At 43.2% G+C, this 16,878-nt stretch carries 19 protein-coding genes; 3 read left to right on the forward strand and 16 right to left on the reverse strand.

What is annotated here, in order from left to right:
* Nucleotides 1-15: 15 nt before the first annotated feature.
* The 8 genes from Q0I54_RS08925 to minC form a co-directional block, all read right to left on the reverse strand.
* Nucleotides 16-624, reverse strand: coding sequence for a DUF6465 family protein (locus Q0I54_RS08925; protein ID WP_296118095.1), 609 nt, complete (start codon nucleotides 622-624; stop codon nucleotides 16-18).
* Between the two features lie 150 nt (nucleotides 625-774).
* Nucleotides 775-2,076 (reverse strand): 3-phosphoshikimate 1-carboxyvinyltransferase, encoded by a 1,302-nt coding sequence (aroA, locus tag Q0I54_RS08930; RefSeq protein WP_296118097.1) that lies wholly within the window; start codon nucleotides 2,074-2,076, stop codon nucleotides 775-777.
* A gap of 72 nt (nucleotides 2,077-2,148) precedes the next feature.
* A complete protein-coding gene (locus Q0I54_RS08935) occupies nucleotides 2,149-4,593 on the reverse strand; it encodes a transglycosylase domain-containing protein (RefSeq protein ID WP_296118098.1) in 2,445 nt (814 codons plus the stop codon).
* A gap of 200 nt (nucleotides 4,594-4,793) precedes the next feature.
* Nucleotides 4,794-6,173, reverse strand: coding sequence for an MATE family efflux transporter (locus Q0I54_RS08940; RefSeq protein WP_296118099.1), 1,380 nt, complete (start codon nucleotides 6,171-6,173; stop codon nucleotides 4,794-4,796).
* Nucleotides 6,174-6,355: 182 nt separating this feature from the next.
* A complete protein-coding gene (locus Q0I54_RS08945; RefSeq protein ID WP_296118101.1) occupies nucleotides 6,356-6,859 on the reverse strand; it encodes a CarD family transcriptional regulator in 504 nt (167 codons plus the stop codon).
* Between the two features lie 312 nt (nucleotides 6,860-7,171).
* Nucleotides 7,172-7,459, reverse strand: coding sequence for a cell division topological specificity factor MinE (minE, locus tag Q0I54_RS08950; protein WP_109216737.1), 288 nt, complete (start codon nucleotides 7,457-7,459; stop codon nucleotides 7,172-7,174).
* Nucleotides 7,460-7,472: 13 nt separating this feature from the next.
* A complete protein-coding gene (gene minD, locus Q0I54_RS08955) occupies nucleotides 7,473-8,264 on the reverse strand; it encodes a septum site-determining protein MinD (protein WP_296118102.1) in 792 nt (263 codons plus the stop codon).
* A gap of 21 nt (nucleotides 8,265-8,285) precedes the next feature.
* On the reverse strand, nucleotides 8,286-8,984 hold the full coding sequence (minC, locus tag Q0I54_RS08960) for a septum site-determining protein MinC (RefSeq protein WP_296118103.1): 699 nt from the start codon (nucleotides 8,982-8,984) through the stop codon (nucleotides 8,286-8,288).
* Nucleotides 8,985-9,128: 144 nt separating this feature from the next.
* Between minC and Q0I54_RS08965 the strand changes: the two genes are divergently transcribed.
* Nucleotides 9,129-10,049: a CorA family divalent cation transporter gene (locus Q0I54_RS08965; protein WP_296118104.1), complete on the forward strand. Its 921-nt coding sequence runs from the start codon at nucleotides 9,129-9,131 to the stop codon at nucleotides 10,047-10,049.
* A 4-nt stretch (nucleotides 10,050-10,053) separates the two neighbouring features.
* Here the strand turns inward: Q0I54_RS08965 and Q0I54_RS08970 are convergent, their stop codons facing one another.
* The 7 genes from Q0I54_RS08970 to Q0I54_RS09000 all read right to left on the reverse strand — a co-directional run bounded on the left by Q0I54_RS08970 (nucleotide 10,054) and on the right by Q0I54_RS09000 (nucleotide 14,901).
* Nucleotides 10,054-10,209, reverse strand: a complete 156-nt coding sequence (locus Q0I54_RS08970) for a hypothetical protein (protein WP_296118105.1) — start codon at nucleotides 10,207-10,209, stop codon at nucleotides 10,054-10,056.
* Between the two features lie 8 nt (nucleotides 10,210-10,217).
* Nucleotides 10,218-10,352, reverse strand: coding sequence for a hypothetical protein (locus Q0I54_RS08975; protein WP_296118107.1), 135 nt, complete (start codon nucleotides 10,350-10,352; stop codon nucleotides 10,218-10,220).
* 7 nt (nucleotides 10,353-10,359) lie between these two features.
* Entirely contained in the window at nucleotides 10,360-11,109 is a 750-nt protein-coding gene (locus tag Q0I54_RS08980) for an ATP-binding protein (RefSeq protein WP_296118108.1), read from the reverse strand.
* A 361-nt stretch (nucleotides 11,110-11,470) separates the two neighbouring features.
* A complete protein-coding gene (locus Q0I54_RS08985; RefSeq protein ID WP_296118109.1) occupies nucleotides 11,471-12,343 on the reverse strand; it encodes a Cof-type HAD-IIB family hydrolase in 873 nt (290 codons plus the stop codon).
* Nucleotides 12,344-12,379: 36 nt separating this feature from the next.
* The gene (locus Q0I54_RS08990; RefSeq protein WP_296118110.1) at nucleotides 12,380-14,050 is read right to left on the reverse strand and encodes an AAA family ATPase; all 1,671 of its coding nucleotides are present in this window, start codon (nucleotides 14,048-14,050) and stop codon (nucleotides 12,380-12,382) included.
* Nucleotides 14,047-14,448, reverse strand: coding sequence for an AAA family ATPase (locus Q0I54_RS08995; protein WP_296118112.1), 402 nt, complete (start codon nucleotides 14,446-14,448; stop codon nucleotides 14,047-14,049). Before Q0I54_RS08995 ends, Q0I54_RS08990 begins: the two co-directional genes overlap by 4 nt.
* A 12-nt stretch (nucleotides 14,449-14,460) precedes the next feature.
* Nucleotides 14,461-14,901: a DUF4869 domain-containing protein gene (locus Q0I54_RS09000; protein ID WP_296118114.1), complete on the reverse strand. Its 441-nt coding sequence runs from the start codon at nucleotides 14,899-14,901 to the stop codon at nucleotides 14,461-14,463.
* Between the two features lie 302 nt (nucleotides 14,902-15,203).
* Between Q0I54_RS09000 and Q0I54_RS09005 the strand changes: the two genes are divergently transcribed.
* Both Q0I54_RS09005 and Q0I54_RS09010 read left to right on the forward strand, forming a co-directional pair.
* On the forward strand, nucleotides 15,204-15,515 hold the full coding sequence (locus Q0I54_RS09005; RefSeq protein WP_296118115.1) for a PadR family transcriptional regulator: 312 nt from the start codon (nucleotides 15,204-15,206) through the stop codon (nucleotides 15,513-15,515).
* A 170-nt stretch (nucleotides 15,516-15,685) separates the two neighbouring features.
* Complete coding sequence (locus Q0I54_RS09010; RefSeq protein WP_296118137.1) at nucleotides 15,686-16,279, forward strand: DUF2812 domain-containing protein; 594 nt, start codon at nucleotides 15,686-15,688, stop codon at nucleotides 16,277-16,279.
* A gap of 172 nt (nucleotides 16,280-16,451) precedes the next feature.
* On the opposite strand, the gene Q0I54_RS09015 is transcribed toward Q0I54_RS09010, so the two are convergent.
* Nucleotides 16,452-16,853: a hypothetical protein gene (locus Q0I54_RS09015; RefSeq protein WP_296118117.1), complete on the reverse strand. Its 402-nt coding sequence runs from the start codon at nucleotides 16,851-16,853 to the stop codon at nucleotides 16,452-16,454.
* Nucleotides 16,854-16,878: the final 25 nt, after the last annotated feature.

Raw genomic sequence — 16,878 nt, forward strand, 5'->3', positions numbered from 1 at the left:
ACCCTAAACAAGAATTTAAAAATCTACACGGCCAGTGTACTGGTCATTGATTACATAGTAAGCTGCATCTTCTTCCGGTTTCAGATACATAGTAATTGTTTTTACTGCTACGCCACCCTCTACGGAGTTGAACTGTGCAATTGCGCGCTCTGTTAATTCAGCCTCATCAAACTCTTTACCAAGATACTGTAATACGATCTTTTTGGTCGGTTTTCTTGTTACTTTTCTCTTTGTCTCTGTTTTTACAGCATCCGCTTTTTCTTTTACGGTTTTCTTTGCTGTTGCAGCTTTTTTTGTTGTAGTTGTTTTTGCTTTTGCTGCTGTCTTCTTTGCAGTTGTTTTTGCTGCTTCTGCTGTTTTCTCAGCTGTTTCTTTTGCTGTCTCTACTGCTTTCTCTGCAGTCTCTTTTGCAGCTTCTTTTACTTCTGCAACTGTCTCTGCTGCTTTTTCAACTTTCTCTTCAGCTTTTGCTGCTGTCTCTTTTACAGCTTCTTTCACTTCTGCTGCCTTTTCCTCAACTGCTTTCTCTACGACAGCTTTTGCTGCCTCAACTTTCTGAGCTGCTGTATTTGTTGTATTCGTTGTCTTTGTTGTATGTACATTTGATGTCTTTCTTCTTGCCATGATTCTTGTCCTCCTCTGACATTTTTCGGCACGCATGCATCATTGTCACCGTAGCCAATTCATAATACCTGATTTTGAATTACTGTCGATATTATTTAGAACTATATTTTTCTATATCGTTTTGAATTGTACACCCATTCCCAGATTCTGTCAACAAATTAACAATTCATCTAACACATCAAAATAATTTTCAAACGTTTTTTTGCAGCATCCCGGATTTAGGATTTCAATTCCATCGCAGCCCAATCCCATAACAGTGAAGGCCATGGCCACCCGGTGATCGTCAAAGGTCTCGATCTGGCAGGGCTGTGGTTTTCCCGGATGGATGCACACCCAGTCTTCCCCTTCCTCGCAGATAATTCCGGCATTTCGTAGGTTTGTCACGATTGCATGCAGGCGGTCGCATTCCTGTCCACGGATATGTCCAATATGCGTAATTTTTACATCTGAAGATGCATATGGTGCGATAGCTGCTAAGGTTAGTGCCTGATCGGAAAAATCGTTCATGTTCACTTCCAGACCTTTTAATCCATCGGACGGACCTGTCAGCCGGATACCATCGGATTCTTCTGTCAGTGTACATCCCATCTGTTCCAGCAGATGAAGGAATTTCATATCACCCTGCATGCTGTCCCAATGTACATAATGTACTTTTGCGGTGCCGCCAGTCATGGCTGCCGCCGCATAAAAATAGCAGGCCCCGGACACATCCGGTTCAATCTGATACCGCGATCTCTGATACCCGTTGGACGGTGCCACAGTATAATTACAGCTGTCAAAAGCTGCTTCCACACCAAATTCCTGCATCATTTTCCGTGTGATGCGGATATAAGAACCGTCTTTTTTCTCACTGGTAATGTGGATTTTCAGACCATGTGGAAACATAGGGGCGATCAGCAGAAACGCACTCAAAAACTGTGTACTTGTACTGATATCAAGGTTCAGAACCGCTTCCTGCTCCATGTTTCGGATCTGAGCTCCTGCACCTGTGATGCGGACTGGAAGATGCCAGGTTTCCCCCAGCCATTCCACGGAAACTCCCAGTGCGATCAATGCTTCAAAAAGTGGCTGCATCGGACGTTTCTGCATCTGCTCGGACGCATTGATGACAAAGCTTCCTTCTGATACCCCAAGCATTGCTGTCAGGAAGCGTGCCGCCGTTCCTGCACTTCCCACATGAATTTCACCAGAATGCGCCGGGAGAACGCCGCCATTTCCATTTACCTGTATCGCTGCCTTCGGCTCGTCAATCTGTACTTCATATCCCAGAGACTGCAGGGAACTTAAAAAGTGCCTGGAATCATCACTGAACAGAACTCCGTTTAACTGCACCGGCCCGTCACAGAGTGCCGCCAGAAGCAGTGCTCTGTTTGTAATACTTTTGGATCCCGGCACATCGGTCTCCCAGTTTACAGGACCCGTAATATGTTTTACCTGATAAATTTCTTCCATTACATTTATCCTCCACATACACATTCAGCAGCGAATCCTGAATATTCGCTGCTGAACATTTTTACTGTCTATTTATTGTACTGTCGTTTCCTCACCCGTGGTACTTCCACCAGTATTTCCTGTGTCACCGGTATTTCCCGTATTACCTGTATTGGAACTGTCAGAACCGGTTCCTGCTCCATTGTCACCTGATGACGGATTGGAAGAAATATTTCCACCGGAAATATCCTCTGTGTCACTCGGTACATCTCCATCAATGGAATCCGGTGTCTGTGTATTATCCGTGGTTGTCTGATCCTCCGGTGTCTGCTGATCCGTTGTCTCGTCTGTGGTCTGATCTGTGTTTTCATCCACAGTCTGATCTTCCTCATCCGATACCAGATCCTTGTGTTTGGAACCGGAAATTCCTTCCAGATCAAATTCTTTTGTATCCAGACCATCGATCATATACAGCATCGCATTTTTCCAGATGTATGCAGGATAAGTTCCACCACTCAGTCCTTTTACATATTGCGGCTGATCGTAACCTACCCATACCGCAATGGTATAATATGGTGTGTATCCGCAGAAATACGCTGCTTTGTTGTTATTTGTAGTACCTGTTTTTCCGGCTGCTTCGATATCAGTAGAGCTGTACCAGTTCAGTTTCTGCGCAGTTGCTCCACTGGCCGTAAGTACACCTTTCAAAATATCTGTCATCTGATCAGCAGCTGATTTCTCATATACCTGCTTGCTTTCCGGCTCTTCATAAATCTCATTACCATCTGCATCCAGAATCGAAGAAATACAGTCTGTCTGTGTGTATTTTCCATGATTTGCCAAGGTTGCGTATGCATTTGCCATTTCTACATTCGTAACACCCTGTGTCATACCGCCAAGTCCGGAACTCAGCGTATAGTCCTTTGGAACAATTCTCGAAAAGTTCATGTTTTCCAGATAAGAAAGTCCCACTTTTGGGGTAATCTCATTATACAGAGAATACGCACATCCATTTTTACTCTTTTCCACTGCACGGCGTAATGTAAATTTCTCACCGGTCATTTTCTTGATTTCTGCGGAAGTACTAGTTTTTGCCTTGTCCACACTGATCTCCTGCAACGTGGAATTTGCATCATATCCCTGCTCCAACGCCGGTGTATAGACAATCAGTGGCTTAACAGAACTTCCTGGCTGAGCATAACTTTGATATCCACGGTTTAATGAATACGTCTGTGAGATTGCATCCTGGGAACGTCCGCCGATCATGGCTACTACTTTTCCGGTCTCGTTATCGATAACCGTCAGTGCTCCCTGGAATCCATAGACATCAGAACCTTCTTTTAAATCAGTGTTAAACGCCAGTTCTTTATCCAGAATTGTCTGCAGATTTTTCTGGGCTTTCAGATCCATCGTCGTGGTGATCTTGTAACCGCCGGTGTACAGCTTATGTTTCGCCTGCTTATAAGCCTCATCATAATTGTTATAATACTCTGTATAATCTTTCTCCTTATCAAAATGATACTGGAATTCAAATCCATCCAGTTTCATCAGATAACGCACCGTGCAATCAATCGCGTAGGTTACTTCATAATTATAAAATTTAGTCTCTTCATCGCTGACTGCCGCTACCTGGATTGTTTCTGCCAGAGCTCCTTCTCCAGCATCTTTTGTAATATAACCACACTCATACATATCTTCCAGAATCTTATCGCGACGTGTGATAGCATTCTCACTGTTTTTCAACGGATTATAATACTCCGGCCGGTTCGGGATCGCACAGATATAAGCGGTCTGGGACAGAGTCAGATCATTGACATCCACCCCAAAATACTTCTTTGAGGCATCCTCCACGCCGTAAATACCATTTGCAAAACAACAGCTGTTACAATAAAACTCCATGATCTGCTCTTTGCTGTACTTTTTCGTCAATTCACGGGCAATGAAGATCTCTTTGATCTTACGTGACATGGTCTTTTCATTGGAAAGGAAGGTACCACGCGCCAGCTGCTGCGTAATCGTACTTGCGCCTTCCGCCACCTGACCTCGCGTTCTCACATAATTCAGACAAACCCTCGCAATTCCTTTCAAATCCACACCATTGTTCTGCCAGAAGGTACGGTCCTCAACAGCCACAAATGCGTTTACCACATCTGCCGGAATATCCTTATACTCCAGATAAGTAGCATCCTCGTCTTCTGCCAGTGCCGCCAACTGCGTGCCGTCCGCACTGTAAATATACGATGTCTGTGCCAGTCGGAACGTCTCCGGTGTACTGTCATCTACCAATTGCTTTGCTTCTTTCGCAATCTGGAACAGATTCTGCCCGGTTGCCTTTTTCAGCATAAAATTTCCGGCAGCAAATAATGCCAGAAATGCAATAACCAGAACGATCAGCACATTCCGCAATCTGCGGAAGAAATCTTTTCTGCGGGCTACTTTCAGCCGCTTATGATATTTTTCCGATGAAACCGGATCTTTTTTCTGCTGTAACTTCACACGTTTTACATGTGATCGTATTTTTTTCTTTTTTGTTGCCATACGTTTACTCCTTTCGGGGATTTCTGTATCACATCGATTTTTGAAACAAACCTTTTTATACCATATCAACCACTCAGACTCAATGATCAGCTTGCATCTCTGCAAGTCTATACTGTCTTTGCTTATTGTACCATATCTGTCATGAATTAGTTCTTAAATTATTGTGAAGTATCACTTTAAGATTCTCTTAATCCCTCTTTTTACGCATCTTCACGCGTCAGTTTTTTCACCCACTTGTAGCTTCGGAAATGAATAAATGTCGGCAGTCCTTTAAATACCTGATCGGACTGGATCATAATAACAACGCCCACAACAGACCAGTGCCACCAGAACGCACTCATGACAGACAGCGGAATTACGATGGCCCATGTACTGATTATATTCATGAGCATTGTAAACTTCGTGTCACCACCGCCTCGGATGATTCCCATACTTACCGGCATCTGGTAGGACATTCCCACCATGATAAAGCTCATGACAATGATCAGCTGATCTGCCATAACCAGCGCAGAATCATTCAGGTTGTACAGTGTCAACAGCGGTTTTCTCAGTAAAAACAATGCAATACCGAGGGCTGCTCCGATCAGCACGTCGATCACTGCCAGAGTACGGGCATCGGATTTGATCCGTTTCATATCGCCACGGCCAACGGCTGCTCCGATCATAACCGCAGAGGATGATGACATCGCCACAACAACTACTTTCAGATACTGATAAAATGTGGTAGCCACGGAGTTTGCTGCGATGGCATCGGAAGAAAGATGTCCCAGGATTGCGGTCTGGAACGGCACGGAAATTGCCCACAGAATCTGTGAGAGCATAACCGGAATCTCTACTTTTGTATAATCACGCCGTAATCCTGCGTCAGATTGCAGGAAGTTTTCACTGAATAATTTTAATTTTTTATCAAATTTCAGCATGTATACAACAACAATGCCCAGTTCTACAATACGTGCGATCAGTGTTCCGATGGCTGCACCGCGGATACCGAGCTCCGGCGCGCCAAAACGTCCAAAGATCAACACATAGTTGATTCCCACGTTCACGATCAGAGAAACAATGGATATGTAGAAAGAAATCTTTACCGTCTCCACGCTACGCAGTGCCGCCATCAGCACATTTGTGATGATAAACAGCAGGAAAGTATACTTGATGATTCCAAGGTACGATACGCCCTCTGCAATAATTTCCGGATCATTGGTAAAAATTGAAATTACCAGATGCGGAATAAATGCACAGATCAGGATCATGATGATGCCACAGATCAGACCGAGTTTTAATGCGATACCGGTCAGCTTGCGGATTGGCTGCATCCTTCCCTGGCCCCAGTACTGAGCGCCTAAAACGACAAATCCTTCACCTATTCCAAGGGTGATCTGCTGTACCATGAAAAAAATCTGATTGACAGTCGCCGCTCCTGATAATGCATTCTGACTGTAGCTGCCAAGCATGATGTTATCTGCCATATTTACGCTGTAAGCTACTATATTCTGTAATGCAACGGTAATCAAAAGCGGGAATAAGGTCCGGTAAAATGTCGGATCCTTGGTAAAAAAACTTTCTTTTGTTTTCTGTCCCATTAACTATGTACTCCTTTGAAAAAATCTTTTGCCTTTGGACTGACCAAAAGACATTATCTATGACAGTATAGCACTTTTTATCTGTAAAGGAAAGTTTGTAAACAATATAAAAAAGATAAAGCCACGTTTCGACTTTATCTTTCTATCTTGTTCCATATCTTATTTCAATGTAACACGATTTTTTACAAAGCTGCAATCTGCTCCTGAATGTAATCGTGCATGTGTTCCTTCTCAATTCCCAATACCACGGAAAGTTCTCCGTACAATTCCTGTTCCGTCACTCTCAGATAACGTTCATCCAGTGCTGTCACTTTTTTGCCCGCTGCCAGACGTTCTTCTTTTCTCTGGTTCAATGTCTTTAAAATACTGATCCAGGCTTGTCCACTGCATTCATGTAAGGCCTGTTTGTAGCTGGCCTCCCGCTGTTTTTCATTCGGCACCTCCAGATTCTCAATGGATGGGATCTCATGAATCAACCGGTTGGCCTCTTCCTTTGTCATCACCCGGCGGATGACCGCCTTTGTACTGTCCGTCGGCAGATACACGGTCTGCTCACTGTTCTGCACCGGATGCATAATATAATATAACCGTTTCTGATCGGCACCTGGAATATCTAAATTTGTAATATCCTGTATCCGGCAGACTCCTTTGCTTCCATATACCACATATTCCCCTTTTTTAAACATATACAACGCTCCTTTCGTTAACCTGGGGCTTCCACTCCCTTAAAAAGTAGGAAGTGGGAATAAATTATCTCTACATTTTTCTTTTTTAATAATTGTTATATGAAGTATACCACATTTTCGCAAAAGAAGTCAGTGAATCGTATGTATTTTCAAAAAATTTGTGACTTTTCACAAGAATCTGCTGATTTGTTTTTGTCTATTTTTCACAGTAACTAAGTAGGTTTTTATCAAATTCTCCCCCAAAAAAGGACATTCTCCGAAATAATCTCCCGGAAAATGCCCTTTGATCCAAAACCGTACACGATTCTGTTTTTATTTTTCTTCTTTCTTCGGTGAATGATGCATATCACGAATCGGAATATTTGCATACAGAGCCGGAACTGTGCCGTTTCCTGTATCGGATTCTGTCTGGGTGATCTGAATGTCCAGACCCTCTGCGTCAATCTCCATATATTTGGAAATGACTTTAATGATATCGTTCTTGATCAGCTCCATCACATCCGGTGAACAATTTGCCCGATCTGACACCAGTAATAATTTCAGGCGGTCTTTCGCTACATCCCCGGAACTTTTTCTTTTGAAAAAATCCATAAATCCCATAGTAAAAGCCCTCCTAGTTCTTCTTGAACAAGTTTTTCAGCTTGTCAAATACGGTCTGTTTCTCTTCCAGATTTAAAAATTCTACTGTCTCTCCGAGAATTCTTCTGCAGATATTGGAGTAAGCCTGTCCAGCCAGACAATCGCTTCCTACCAGCGGCTCACCCTGGTTTGTAGAGATAACGATATGCTCATCATCCGGAACTGCACCAAGCAGCGGGATTGCAAGGATATCACATACATCTTCTACAGACATCATGTCGCCGCGTTTTACCATGTCCATACGCAGACGGTTTACGATCAGCTCTGTCTTCTGAACCTCATTTGCCTCAAGAAGTCCGATGATACGGTCAGCATCACGGATTGCGGATACTTCAGGTGTTGTTACAACGATTGCTCTGTCAGCACCTGCGATGGCATTTTTAAATCCCTGCTCGATACCAGCCGGGCAATCAAGAAGGATGTAATCAAACTCCTCACGCAGCTCGTCCGTCAGCTTTTTCATCTGCTCCGGAGTAACGGATGTCTTGTCTCTCGTCTGTGCAGACGGAAGCAGGTATAATTCCGGATATTTTTTATCTTTGATCAGCGCCTGTTTGATCTTGCAGTTTCCTTCTACAACATCTACCAGGTTGTATACGATACGATTCTCGAGTCCCATAACCACATCCAGGTTACGAAGTCCGATATCGGTATCGATCAGTATGACTTTTTTGTTCAGTTGGGCAAGTCCTGTACCCACATTTGCGGTAGTGGTTGTCTTACCAACACCACCTTTTCCTGATGTAATAACAATTACTTCACTCATTGCATCCAGTCCTCCATACTTTTACTTGGTGTAATCCATCAAACTTCCACGGGTGATCGGCTCTATGTAAATATTTCCGCCTTTCGCTACAGCGATCTGGGCTTCTGCCGACACCGGATTTTTTTCTTTGCGGCGCAGTCTGCGCGGTTTCATCTTCTTGTTATCCGGGCTCTTGGCCAGAATGTCACCGATCTGAATCTGGATCGGGTCCATCTCAAGCGCCACGATAAAACAGTTGTTGTCTCCGGCTGCTCCCGCATAGGCATTGCCTTTCAGAGCTCCAAGCACTACGATATTGCCCTGTGAGATAATTTTTGCTCCCGGGTTGACATCACCGACGATCACCACACTGGATACACTCTCCAGCACCTGTCCGGAACGAAGTGTTCCACGGTAAAACTCGCCTTCTCTTCCAGCCACGGAATCATAGTAAGCATCGATCTGCTGCTTTACCATGTCCGCATGGGACTCATCATTATCCACAATACAGATGATCGATATACTTGTATTCTCTGTAATGGTCTCTATAATCTGGTACTCTTCTTCCTGTGTCAGTGCACGTCCCTCAAATGAAATTGCCATTTTTGCATCTTTGAAAAACTTCTCAGACTCCAGAAATTTCTCTTTGATGGCTGTCAGCAGTTCCTGAAACGGCATGTTTTTGTCCAGGATCAGATTAATTCCATATTTGTTGCTTTTTATGACTACTGCTTGTGACATGTATTTCCTCCAAATTTATAGAAATGGCATTTTGATACGCCATTATTTAATTATACCGAATCTGGGTAAATATGCAATGGTTTTCGTCGAAAAGCACTGATAAATTCTGTAATTTCAGGGCATTCTATGAAAAAGGAGTTTTTTATGTATTACACATTACATGAACGATTGAGAAAAATAAATAATACAACTTCAGGCGCTCCCGCCTGCATCGAAACCGTACTGACCTTATCTCCCACGCAGTGGGATGAACAGAAAACTTCCCTGCGGTTTCCATCCTATGCAGGCCTGGAAAACACCATCATCCGCAGCTGTAAGGCAGAGATCTATCCCCGCTATATCTCCGGCAGTCTGTGTATTCCCAACCGAAAGCACCTGTTAGAAACGCCATTCTGCTTTACGTTTTATATGAATGAAGCCTGTATTGTATTTGTATCGGATGATTCCGTGCCTGACCGCATCATTGAGACGATGATCCATCGTTACGAAAGTCAGGAAATGTCTCCGGAATTGTTTTTGTATGGATTTTTCTCAGAATTTCTGACCAATGATATGGAACTTTTAGAATCCTATGAGCGCAAACTGTTTTTGCTGGAAGAAAATGCCATGCGGGGCAATATCCATGACCTGATGCCCCGGTTATTAAAAAACAGGCGGGAACTGACCCGCCTGCGCAATTATTATGAACAGATTGACGATATGGCCGGACAGCTGCAGGGCAACGTCCGAAATTATTTCGACCTGGAACGGCTGCAGCTGCTTCAGCTCATCGGCGACCGGGCCTGCCGTCTCCAGCAGGTGGCGCAGCAATCCATCGATTACTGCCAGACCCTGCGGGATTTTGAACAGGCGCAGTCCGATCATAAGCAGAATAAAACCATGCAGCTGATGACGGTTCTGACTTCTGTCTTTTTCCCTCTCACCGTCATCACCGGCTGGTATGGCATGAATTTTTCGCACATGCCGGAGCTGGATGCCCGTTTTGGTTATCCGCTGATCATCGCCATCAGTCTCGGCGTGATCGCCGTGGAGTTCTGGATTTTGAAAAAACGTAAGATTATCTGAATAGTTACAGATTATTGATAATCAGCACAATTCCAGACAGAATCAGCAGAACGATCACGATCTTCTTAATGACTTTTTCATTCAGAACCGAACTGCCCTTCATTCCAAGGAATACCGCTGCCAGCATAAATGGAATCAGGATCACAACCTGCTTGAGCACCGCAAGCGTCAGGATTCCTGTGGTGAAATGTTGATGTTGTTTGCCGTGTAGCTTAAAATTCCATTAAAAATCAAGGTATTTGCAAAGCCGCATAGTCCCTTGATAAAAAATGCAACCAGTGTTGCAATGATAAACCAGATCATAAGTTTTCTACTCCAGAATATTTCCGTCAATGGAGATCGTCACTACCTGCCACGGAATGAATTTACCGCTTGCCTGCAATGCTTTCTTTGCTGCGAACTCCAAACCTCCACAACACGGAACTTCCATACGAACAATGGTCACACTCTTAATATCATTATTGGAAATGATGGTTGTCAGCTTTTCGCTATAATCAATGTCATCCAATTTCGGGCAGCCGATCAGTGTTACTTTGCCTTTCATGAAATCTTCGTGCATCCGCGCATAGGCATAAGCGGTACAATCTGCTGCGATCAGTAATTTTGCGCCATTGAAATACGGTGCATTCGGAGCTACCAGTTTGATCTGGCACGGCCACTGTCCCAGACGGGATACACTCTGCTGCAGTGCAGCCGGTGTGCTGTCCTCAGTTTCTTCCAGACGCTGGTTCAGCATACGCATCCGTGTGCCCGGACATCCGCCAGCCATCGGAGCCTGTGTCGGTGCAGATGTTCCTGCTGCTTTTGCTTTTTCTGCTTCTTTTTTCGCTTTGTTTGCCAGAACGGCGGCCTCATCGTATGCGGCAGCCTCACGCTCCACGAATGTAATTGCATTTGTCGGACAGGTTGGCAGACAGTCACCAAGACCGTCACAATAGTCATCACGGAGCAGTTTAGCTTTTCCGTCTACCATGCCGATGGCACCTTCATGACAGGCATTTGCACATGCACCGCAGCCGTTACATTTTTCTTCATCAATATGAATTACTCTTCTTACCATAAATTTGTTCCTCGCTTTTTGTGGTTTTATTTTTGTTTTTTACAATTTTCAAATTTTTCTTTTGTGCTTTTGAAGTTGTTCTCTTTCGTAAGCTGTACTTAGCATACATTGTTTTTCTGGAAAATTCCGTGGTTATGACCACATTTTGTGGATATTTTTAATTTTTTATAAAGGAACTGAATGAGACAACCGATTGCAAACACGGGCAATTTTCTATCTACGCTGCGCCGCTTATCTCCGCCTCCTCCCGCGAACTCGCCACAGCAAAATCAGCTGTCGGCTCAAACACACTCCCGGAGGCGGGCTATGCTCGCTTCGATAACGAAAATTACCCTACCGTTTCGCACTCGGTTGTCTCATTTCAGTTCCCATTTACTGCAAAAATGCCAACAGACTCCCGGAAAAAACGCGCCACCCCATCATTTTCACAACGATCACAAACCGTATCCGCAGCGGCTTTACAATTTTTCGTCGCATTTTCCATAGCCACGCCAAGACCTGCGAACTCCAGCATTTCCGCATCATTGTCCCCATCACCAAATGCAACTGTTTCTTCCGGCATAATGTCAAGCAGATTCAGCACATAAGCAAGACCAGTTGCTTTCCCGGAATTTTTATGTGAGATTTCTAAGCGGTAAGATACCGCTGATGTAGTGTATACCGCTTTGGTAATGAGCGGAATCCGATCTTCAATTTTTTGATAAAGCACAGGGTCTGCCGCTACGATATCCAGACTGTCCAAATCCGTTTCATGCTCCACCATAAATGTAATGATATCATCTATTGGCTTTCGGGTGCTCTGCACATATGCCACATTTCCCTGCGGCACACCGAAGGCATTTGGATTTTTCACATAGTTACTGTCACCATACGCCACGCCATCCACGAAAGCCTCGTAAGCAATCTGACCATTTTGAAAATACGAATCAAATGCATCTAATATACTATGTAAATCCGCTGGATCAATGGCCACTCCGTGAATGCGCTCCCCTGTTTTCTTATTGTAAATCGCAGCTCCGTTGGAAGTCACTGCATATGAAATGCCCTCAATCCGGCAAATGTCTTCCGGAAATGTTGCAAACGCACGGCCGCTCACCGGCACAATCTCGATTCCATCTGTAATTGCCTTCTCAATTGCTGTCCGCGTAGCATCCGACATTGTCCCATCGGAATTGATCACCGTATGATCCAAGTCAAAAGCAATGCATTTTATGTTCTTTCTTGCTAAGTTCATTGTGTTTTCTCTCTTTTCACGTATTGTTTTGTGGTTTTATTTTTTTCGGATCAGGCAGCGTTTTTTATAAAACGAAATACCATAACACAAAATCTGATCATAATCATCTTCGTATTCCACAGCGTACATCCGATCATCAATCTGGTGCAAAGCCGCATCACAATCGTGTTCCATTTCATCCATTTTTTGAGAATATTTTACTTCAAAAATCGCGACTCTGGCCTCCGTAGGATCACTGACTACCACATCACTTCGTCCTTCGCCATGCTCCCGATTGGATTCCACCATATAACCTGCACCGGCAAAAATTCCCGCCAGAAATGCATGATAAAAATCTTCTTTATAGTCATGATAGCTGATGGTTTTCCGCAAAAGCCGATTCATTTCCTGCGTGATCGTTTCTCCGTCTCCACACCAGACCGCAGCAAACAGCTTCTGACGCTCCCAGACTCTGGCACTTTCCTGAAACCACTTCATAATCGTAGTTTCAAATATTTCACGAATCTCTGCATTTGGAATTATGAGTGCTTCCGCACCATTCGGAATTTTCTGGTTCAGCTCCGGTTTACGAATTCTGGTCAGATATCCCGTCAGATACAAGATGCTCCACAGATTATCCTCTAATGAATGCAGGTAATCATACGTCAGGTTTTCATCAATCTGCTGCACAATGTAACCACCCGACAACAATATCTCCAGCTTCTTCGTAATTGCACTGCCCGCATAATCAATAAATGAACGGATAATTGCATTATCGCTGGTATTTTTCCAATATCCCACCGGCTTTACATTCGGATTATACTGCCAGTCCCGCAGATAATTCATGACATCCCATGGACAATATACATCAAACTCACCAAAATGATATCCATCGTACCACATTTTTACCAGTTCCGCCTGTTTTTCGGCACCGGCATCCTGTAAAATACGATCCACTTCTTTCTGTGTAAAGCCGAAATATCCATTTAATCTGGAATCCGTAATCGTATCAGAAACAAAGTTGTTGGTTCCGGTAAATATACTTTCTTTGGCAATTTTCAGACATCCGGTAATGACCGCAAAACGAAGCGCCGGATTATCTTTCAACGGCTGCATGATTCCTTTCATCATATCCATCATTTCCGTATAATAGCCATTGCTGTTTGCTTTCGCCACCGGTACATCGTATTCATCCATCAGAAGAATGACCTGCTGACCATAATATGCCTGCATAGCATTTGTAAGCAGACCGAAGCTGTTTTTTGTCTCTGCATCAGTTCCTTTTCTTTCTACCAGGCGGCGTATGATCTTTTTATCAAACTCTGCTATTTTTTCGCTTTCCAGCAAGTACAAATGCTTTTTATAAACATCAGCTACTACCTGTTTCAGCATCTCATACGCGCTTGCAAAATCCAGCCCATCCACCTGCTTGAATGTAACAAATATCACCGGCCAGCGATTCATCCACTCATGGCAAAGTACATCCTGTCCGGCTATTTCAAGCCCTGCAAATATACATTTGCTATCCTTTTGGATATTGAAAAAATTATCCAGCATGCTCATCGTAAGTGTTTTACCAAAACGCCTTGGGCGGGTGATCAAAGTCACCTTTGTACCTGTTGTCTTCAGTAATTCACAGATCAAGCCTGTTTTATCTACATAATAATATCCGTTCTGCCGTATTTCCGCAAAATCAGAAACACCAACAGGTATATTCAGTCCTTTCATTCGATTCCCCTGCTTTCCCAATTTATTTCCTCTGCACTGTACGGAAGATTAACAAGCCCTTCCCTCGTCACAATAACGTAATAATTATCCGTTTTCTGAATCGCTCTTGCAAACTCCCGGGAATGTACAAAACGATTTCCTTCATCGATAAAAATGATACAGTCTTTCTTATTCTCTAAGAATGATTCCCAGTCTCTTCCCTGCAAAACAGCACACTCTTTTTCACAGGAAAGTGAAATACCACTTTCTTCACCATCTTCATAATATTCCCTGATCATTTCCACAAGAGTTGTCTTTCCTGTGGCACTGTCCCCTTTAATTACGGTAATATTTCTCCGAACTTCAAAATCATATCGGACTTTTGCATTTTGAACTACAATCCTGTAACTGCCCTTCATCCGGTTTCCTCCTTAATGCACAAACATTCCTGCAATTGGAACCAGTTCTGCCATACTGTGAACAACCTGATTTGTATTCAATATATTAATTTCAAACTCCTGCTTTCCAAAATCCATGAGATGGCGAAGATTTATCGTAACGTCTCTTTGCTCGCCCATTTTGAGAAGCCACTTCGCACAATTATCTCCGCAGGTTGATGCATTAAAAATTTTGTCTGGAACATGCGCAATCAAAATCAATGTTTTAACTCCACCAGATAACTCTCGGGGTGTGATCGCACCAAGAATCGGGCTGTCAATCACCCGTGCCCCCATAACAGTTGAATGATCAATGTCCTGTATCATCTGGCAGGACAATTCGTCCGTAATCCAGTCATCCTCATATGTATTTTTAAAATAAACTGCGGTATTATAGATTGCCTGTGGCATATCACCATAATAAATATTAAGCATTCGATTCCCCTGCTTTCCCAAAAACTAATATTCACGATTCGTTAATACTCTTATCTAGCAGTATACCCCATTTGGAAAATCTGCGTCAATATCCTGTCATTTGCAAGCACAAATTAACCTGTCTATTCTGCTAAAAATTTACACAAAAATTTTGCAACACTATTTTTATTAATCTTATTGACATTTCTCTATTAATATCATATATTGATATCAATAAATGATATCGTTTATTGATATTGCTATAGCACTTAAAAATCTGCTGTTTTTTCAGCAGTAGACTGACAAGATAACGGAGACAAAATATGGCCAAAAAAGCGCTTGAAACTTTAACTGAATCTATGTTTTACGTCCTGATGGCTTTTTCACAGGGGGAAAAATGTGGTGTGGAAATCACCGATTTTATCCGGGAACTGACCAAAGACCGGGTTCACCTCGGACCGGCAACTCTGTACACGATTCTCGGAAAATTTGAACAGGAAAAACTGATTCACGAAACGGCAGTAGAAGGCCGCAAACGAACTTATGCACTGACGGAGAAGGGATTACAGATTTATCAGGCAGAAGTATTACGTCTGACACAGTGTCTGGCAGACGCAAATAGTCTGATGAAATAATTCAGATCAAACAACCATAAGACTGACAGCAATTCTTATCAACATGTTCTTTCAGGAATTGCTTCGACATATTTGAGAGCGGAGGAAACTATAATGAGTGAGGAGACTACAAAAAAGTATGGAAATACTGTCCATTTTCCTGGTATGACACAGAATACCTGGCATACTGGCTGGAAGAGCAGGCCTCCAAAGGGCTGATTTTAAGCAGCAATGGCTTTTTCGGTCCATTTATATCACTGAAAAAAAAGCAGCCGACACGTATGCGGTATCAGAGCATTTGCGCTCTGCCAAAGACAGATGATGTCGGTGGCATGGTAAGTCTGATTGAAGATATGGGCTGGCATCAGGTGTGTAATGCACGCATCACGGATATTTATGCCACAGAAGATATGAATGCTCCGGATCTGCACTCGGAAGCGGCTACAGAAATCATGGATATCAAGCGAATGCATCGCTTGATAATTTTAGACTATTTAACTTGTCTGCTTCTTTTTTGTGTAATTCCGGTTGTCCAGTGCTTCTATTACCATGATCCACTTGCTTATTATATTGTTGAAGCACTTACATTTTTTGTCTGGTTTACCTTTCGATATATTCGCAGACGCACAAGTTTCTCCAGACAAATACATCTTTTGAAAAAAAATATTCCGTTCTCGGAGCAAGATTATAACCGCTACAAAAGAACCAAAAACTGGCAGCGTATCATTTTTATCATTATACTTGCCATTGAATTCCTTATCCCAAATGTATTTCATTGGATTTGATACGTTGTTATATATAATAAAAGGAAGCAGATTAGCACTTTGATATATTTGCTAATATGCTTCCTTCTCTTAATCTCCATTCCAGCTTATTGCATCTGTTTCATCTACACATCATTTGATGTCTCTGAATATGTTTCAGAAATTGGCACTTTGAGGACTATGTTCCTTTCGGCTACGACAAAATTTTCCGTCCCTTCGCCGGTACTGCCCCTGCGGCCACCGCCGTCACCAGAAAGATCAGTCCCGTTGCCCAGTAACATGGTCCATAAGCAAAACTTCTGCCGGAGATTGTGATTATTCCGCCTACCAGACAGCCTGATATAAAAATCGCGATACCGCTGTTCCATAAACAATAGGCCAGCGTCAGAATCGGTCGTTTCCATTTTCGCAAGCTGCCGTACAGCACCACGCCACCAAGCAGTGGGAACAGAAATGCAAGCCGCATCAACATGGAATACTCTCCATAGCTGAAATGTTCATAAATAATCGTTCCGATGATGCAGAAAGCCGTCACGCCTGCATAGATGATCTGCATTTTTTTCCATTTATTCATATCCGATGTATACAATGTCACTTACCTCTCTTTCTGAAAAACTGTG

It is taken from the genome of uncultured Eubacterium sp. (assembly GCF_934295145.1).
Classification (GTDB): Bacteria; Bacillota; Clostridia; order Lachnospirales; family Lachnospiraceae; genus Eubacterium_I.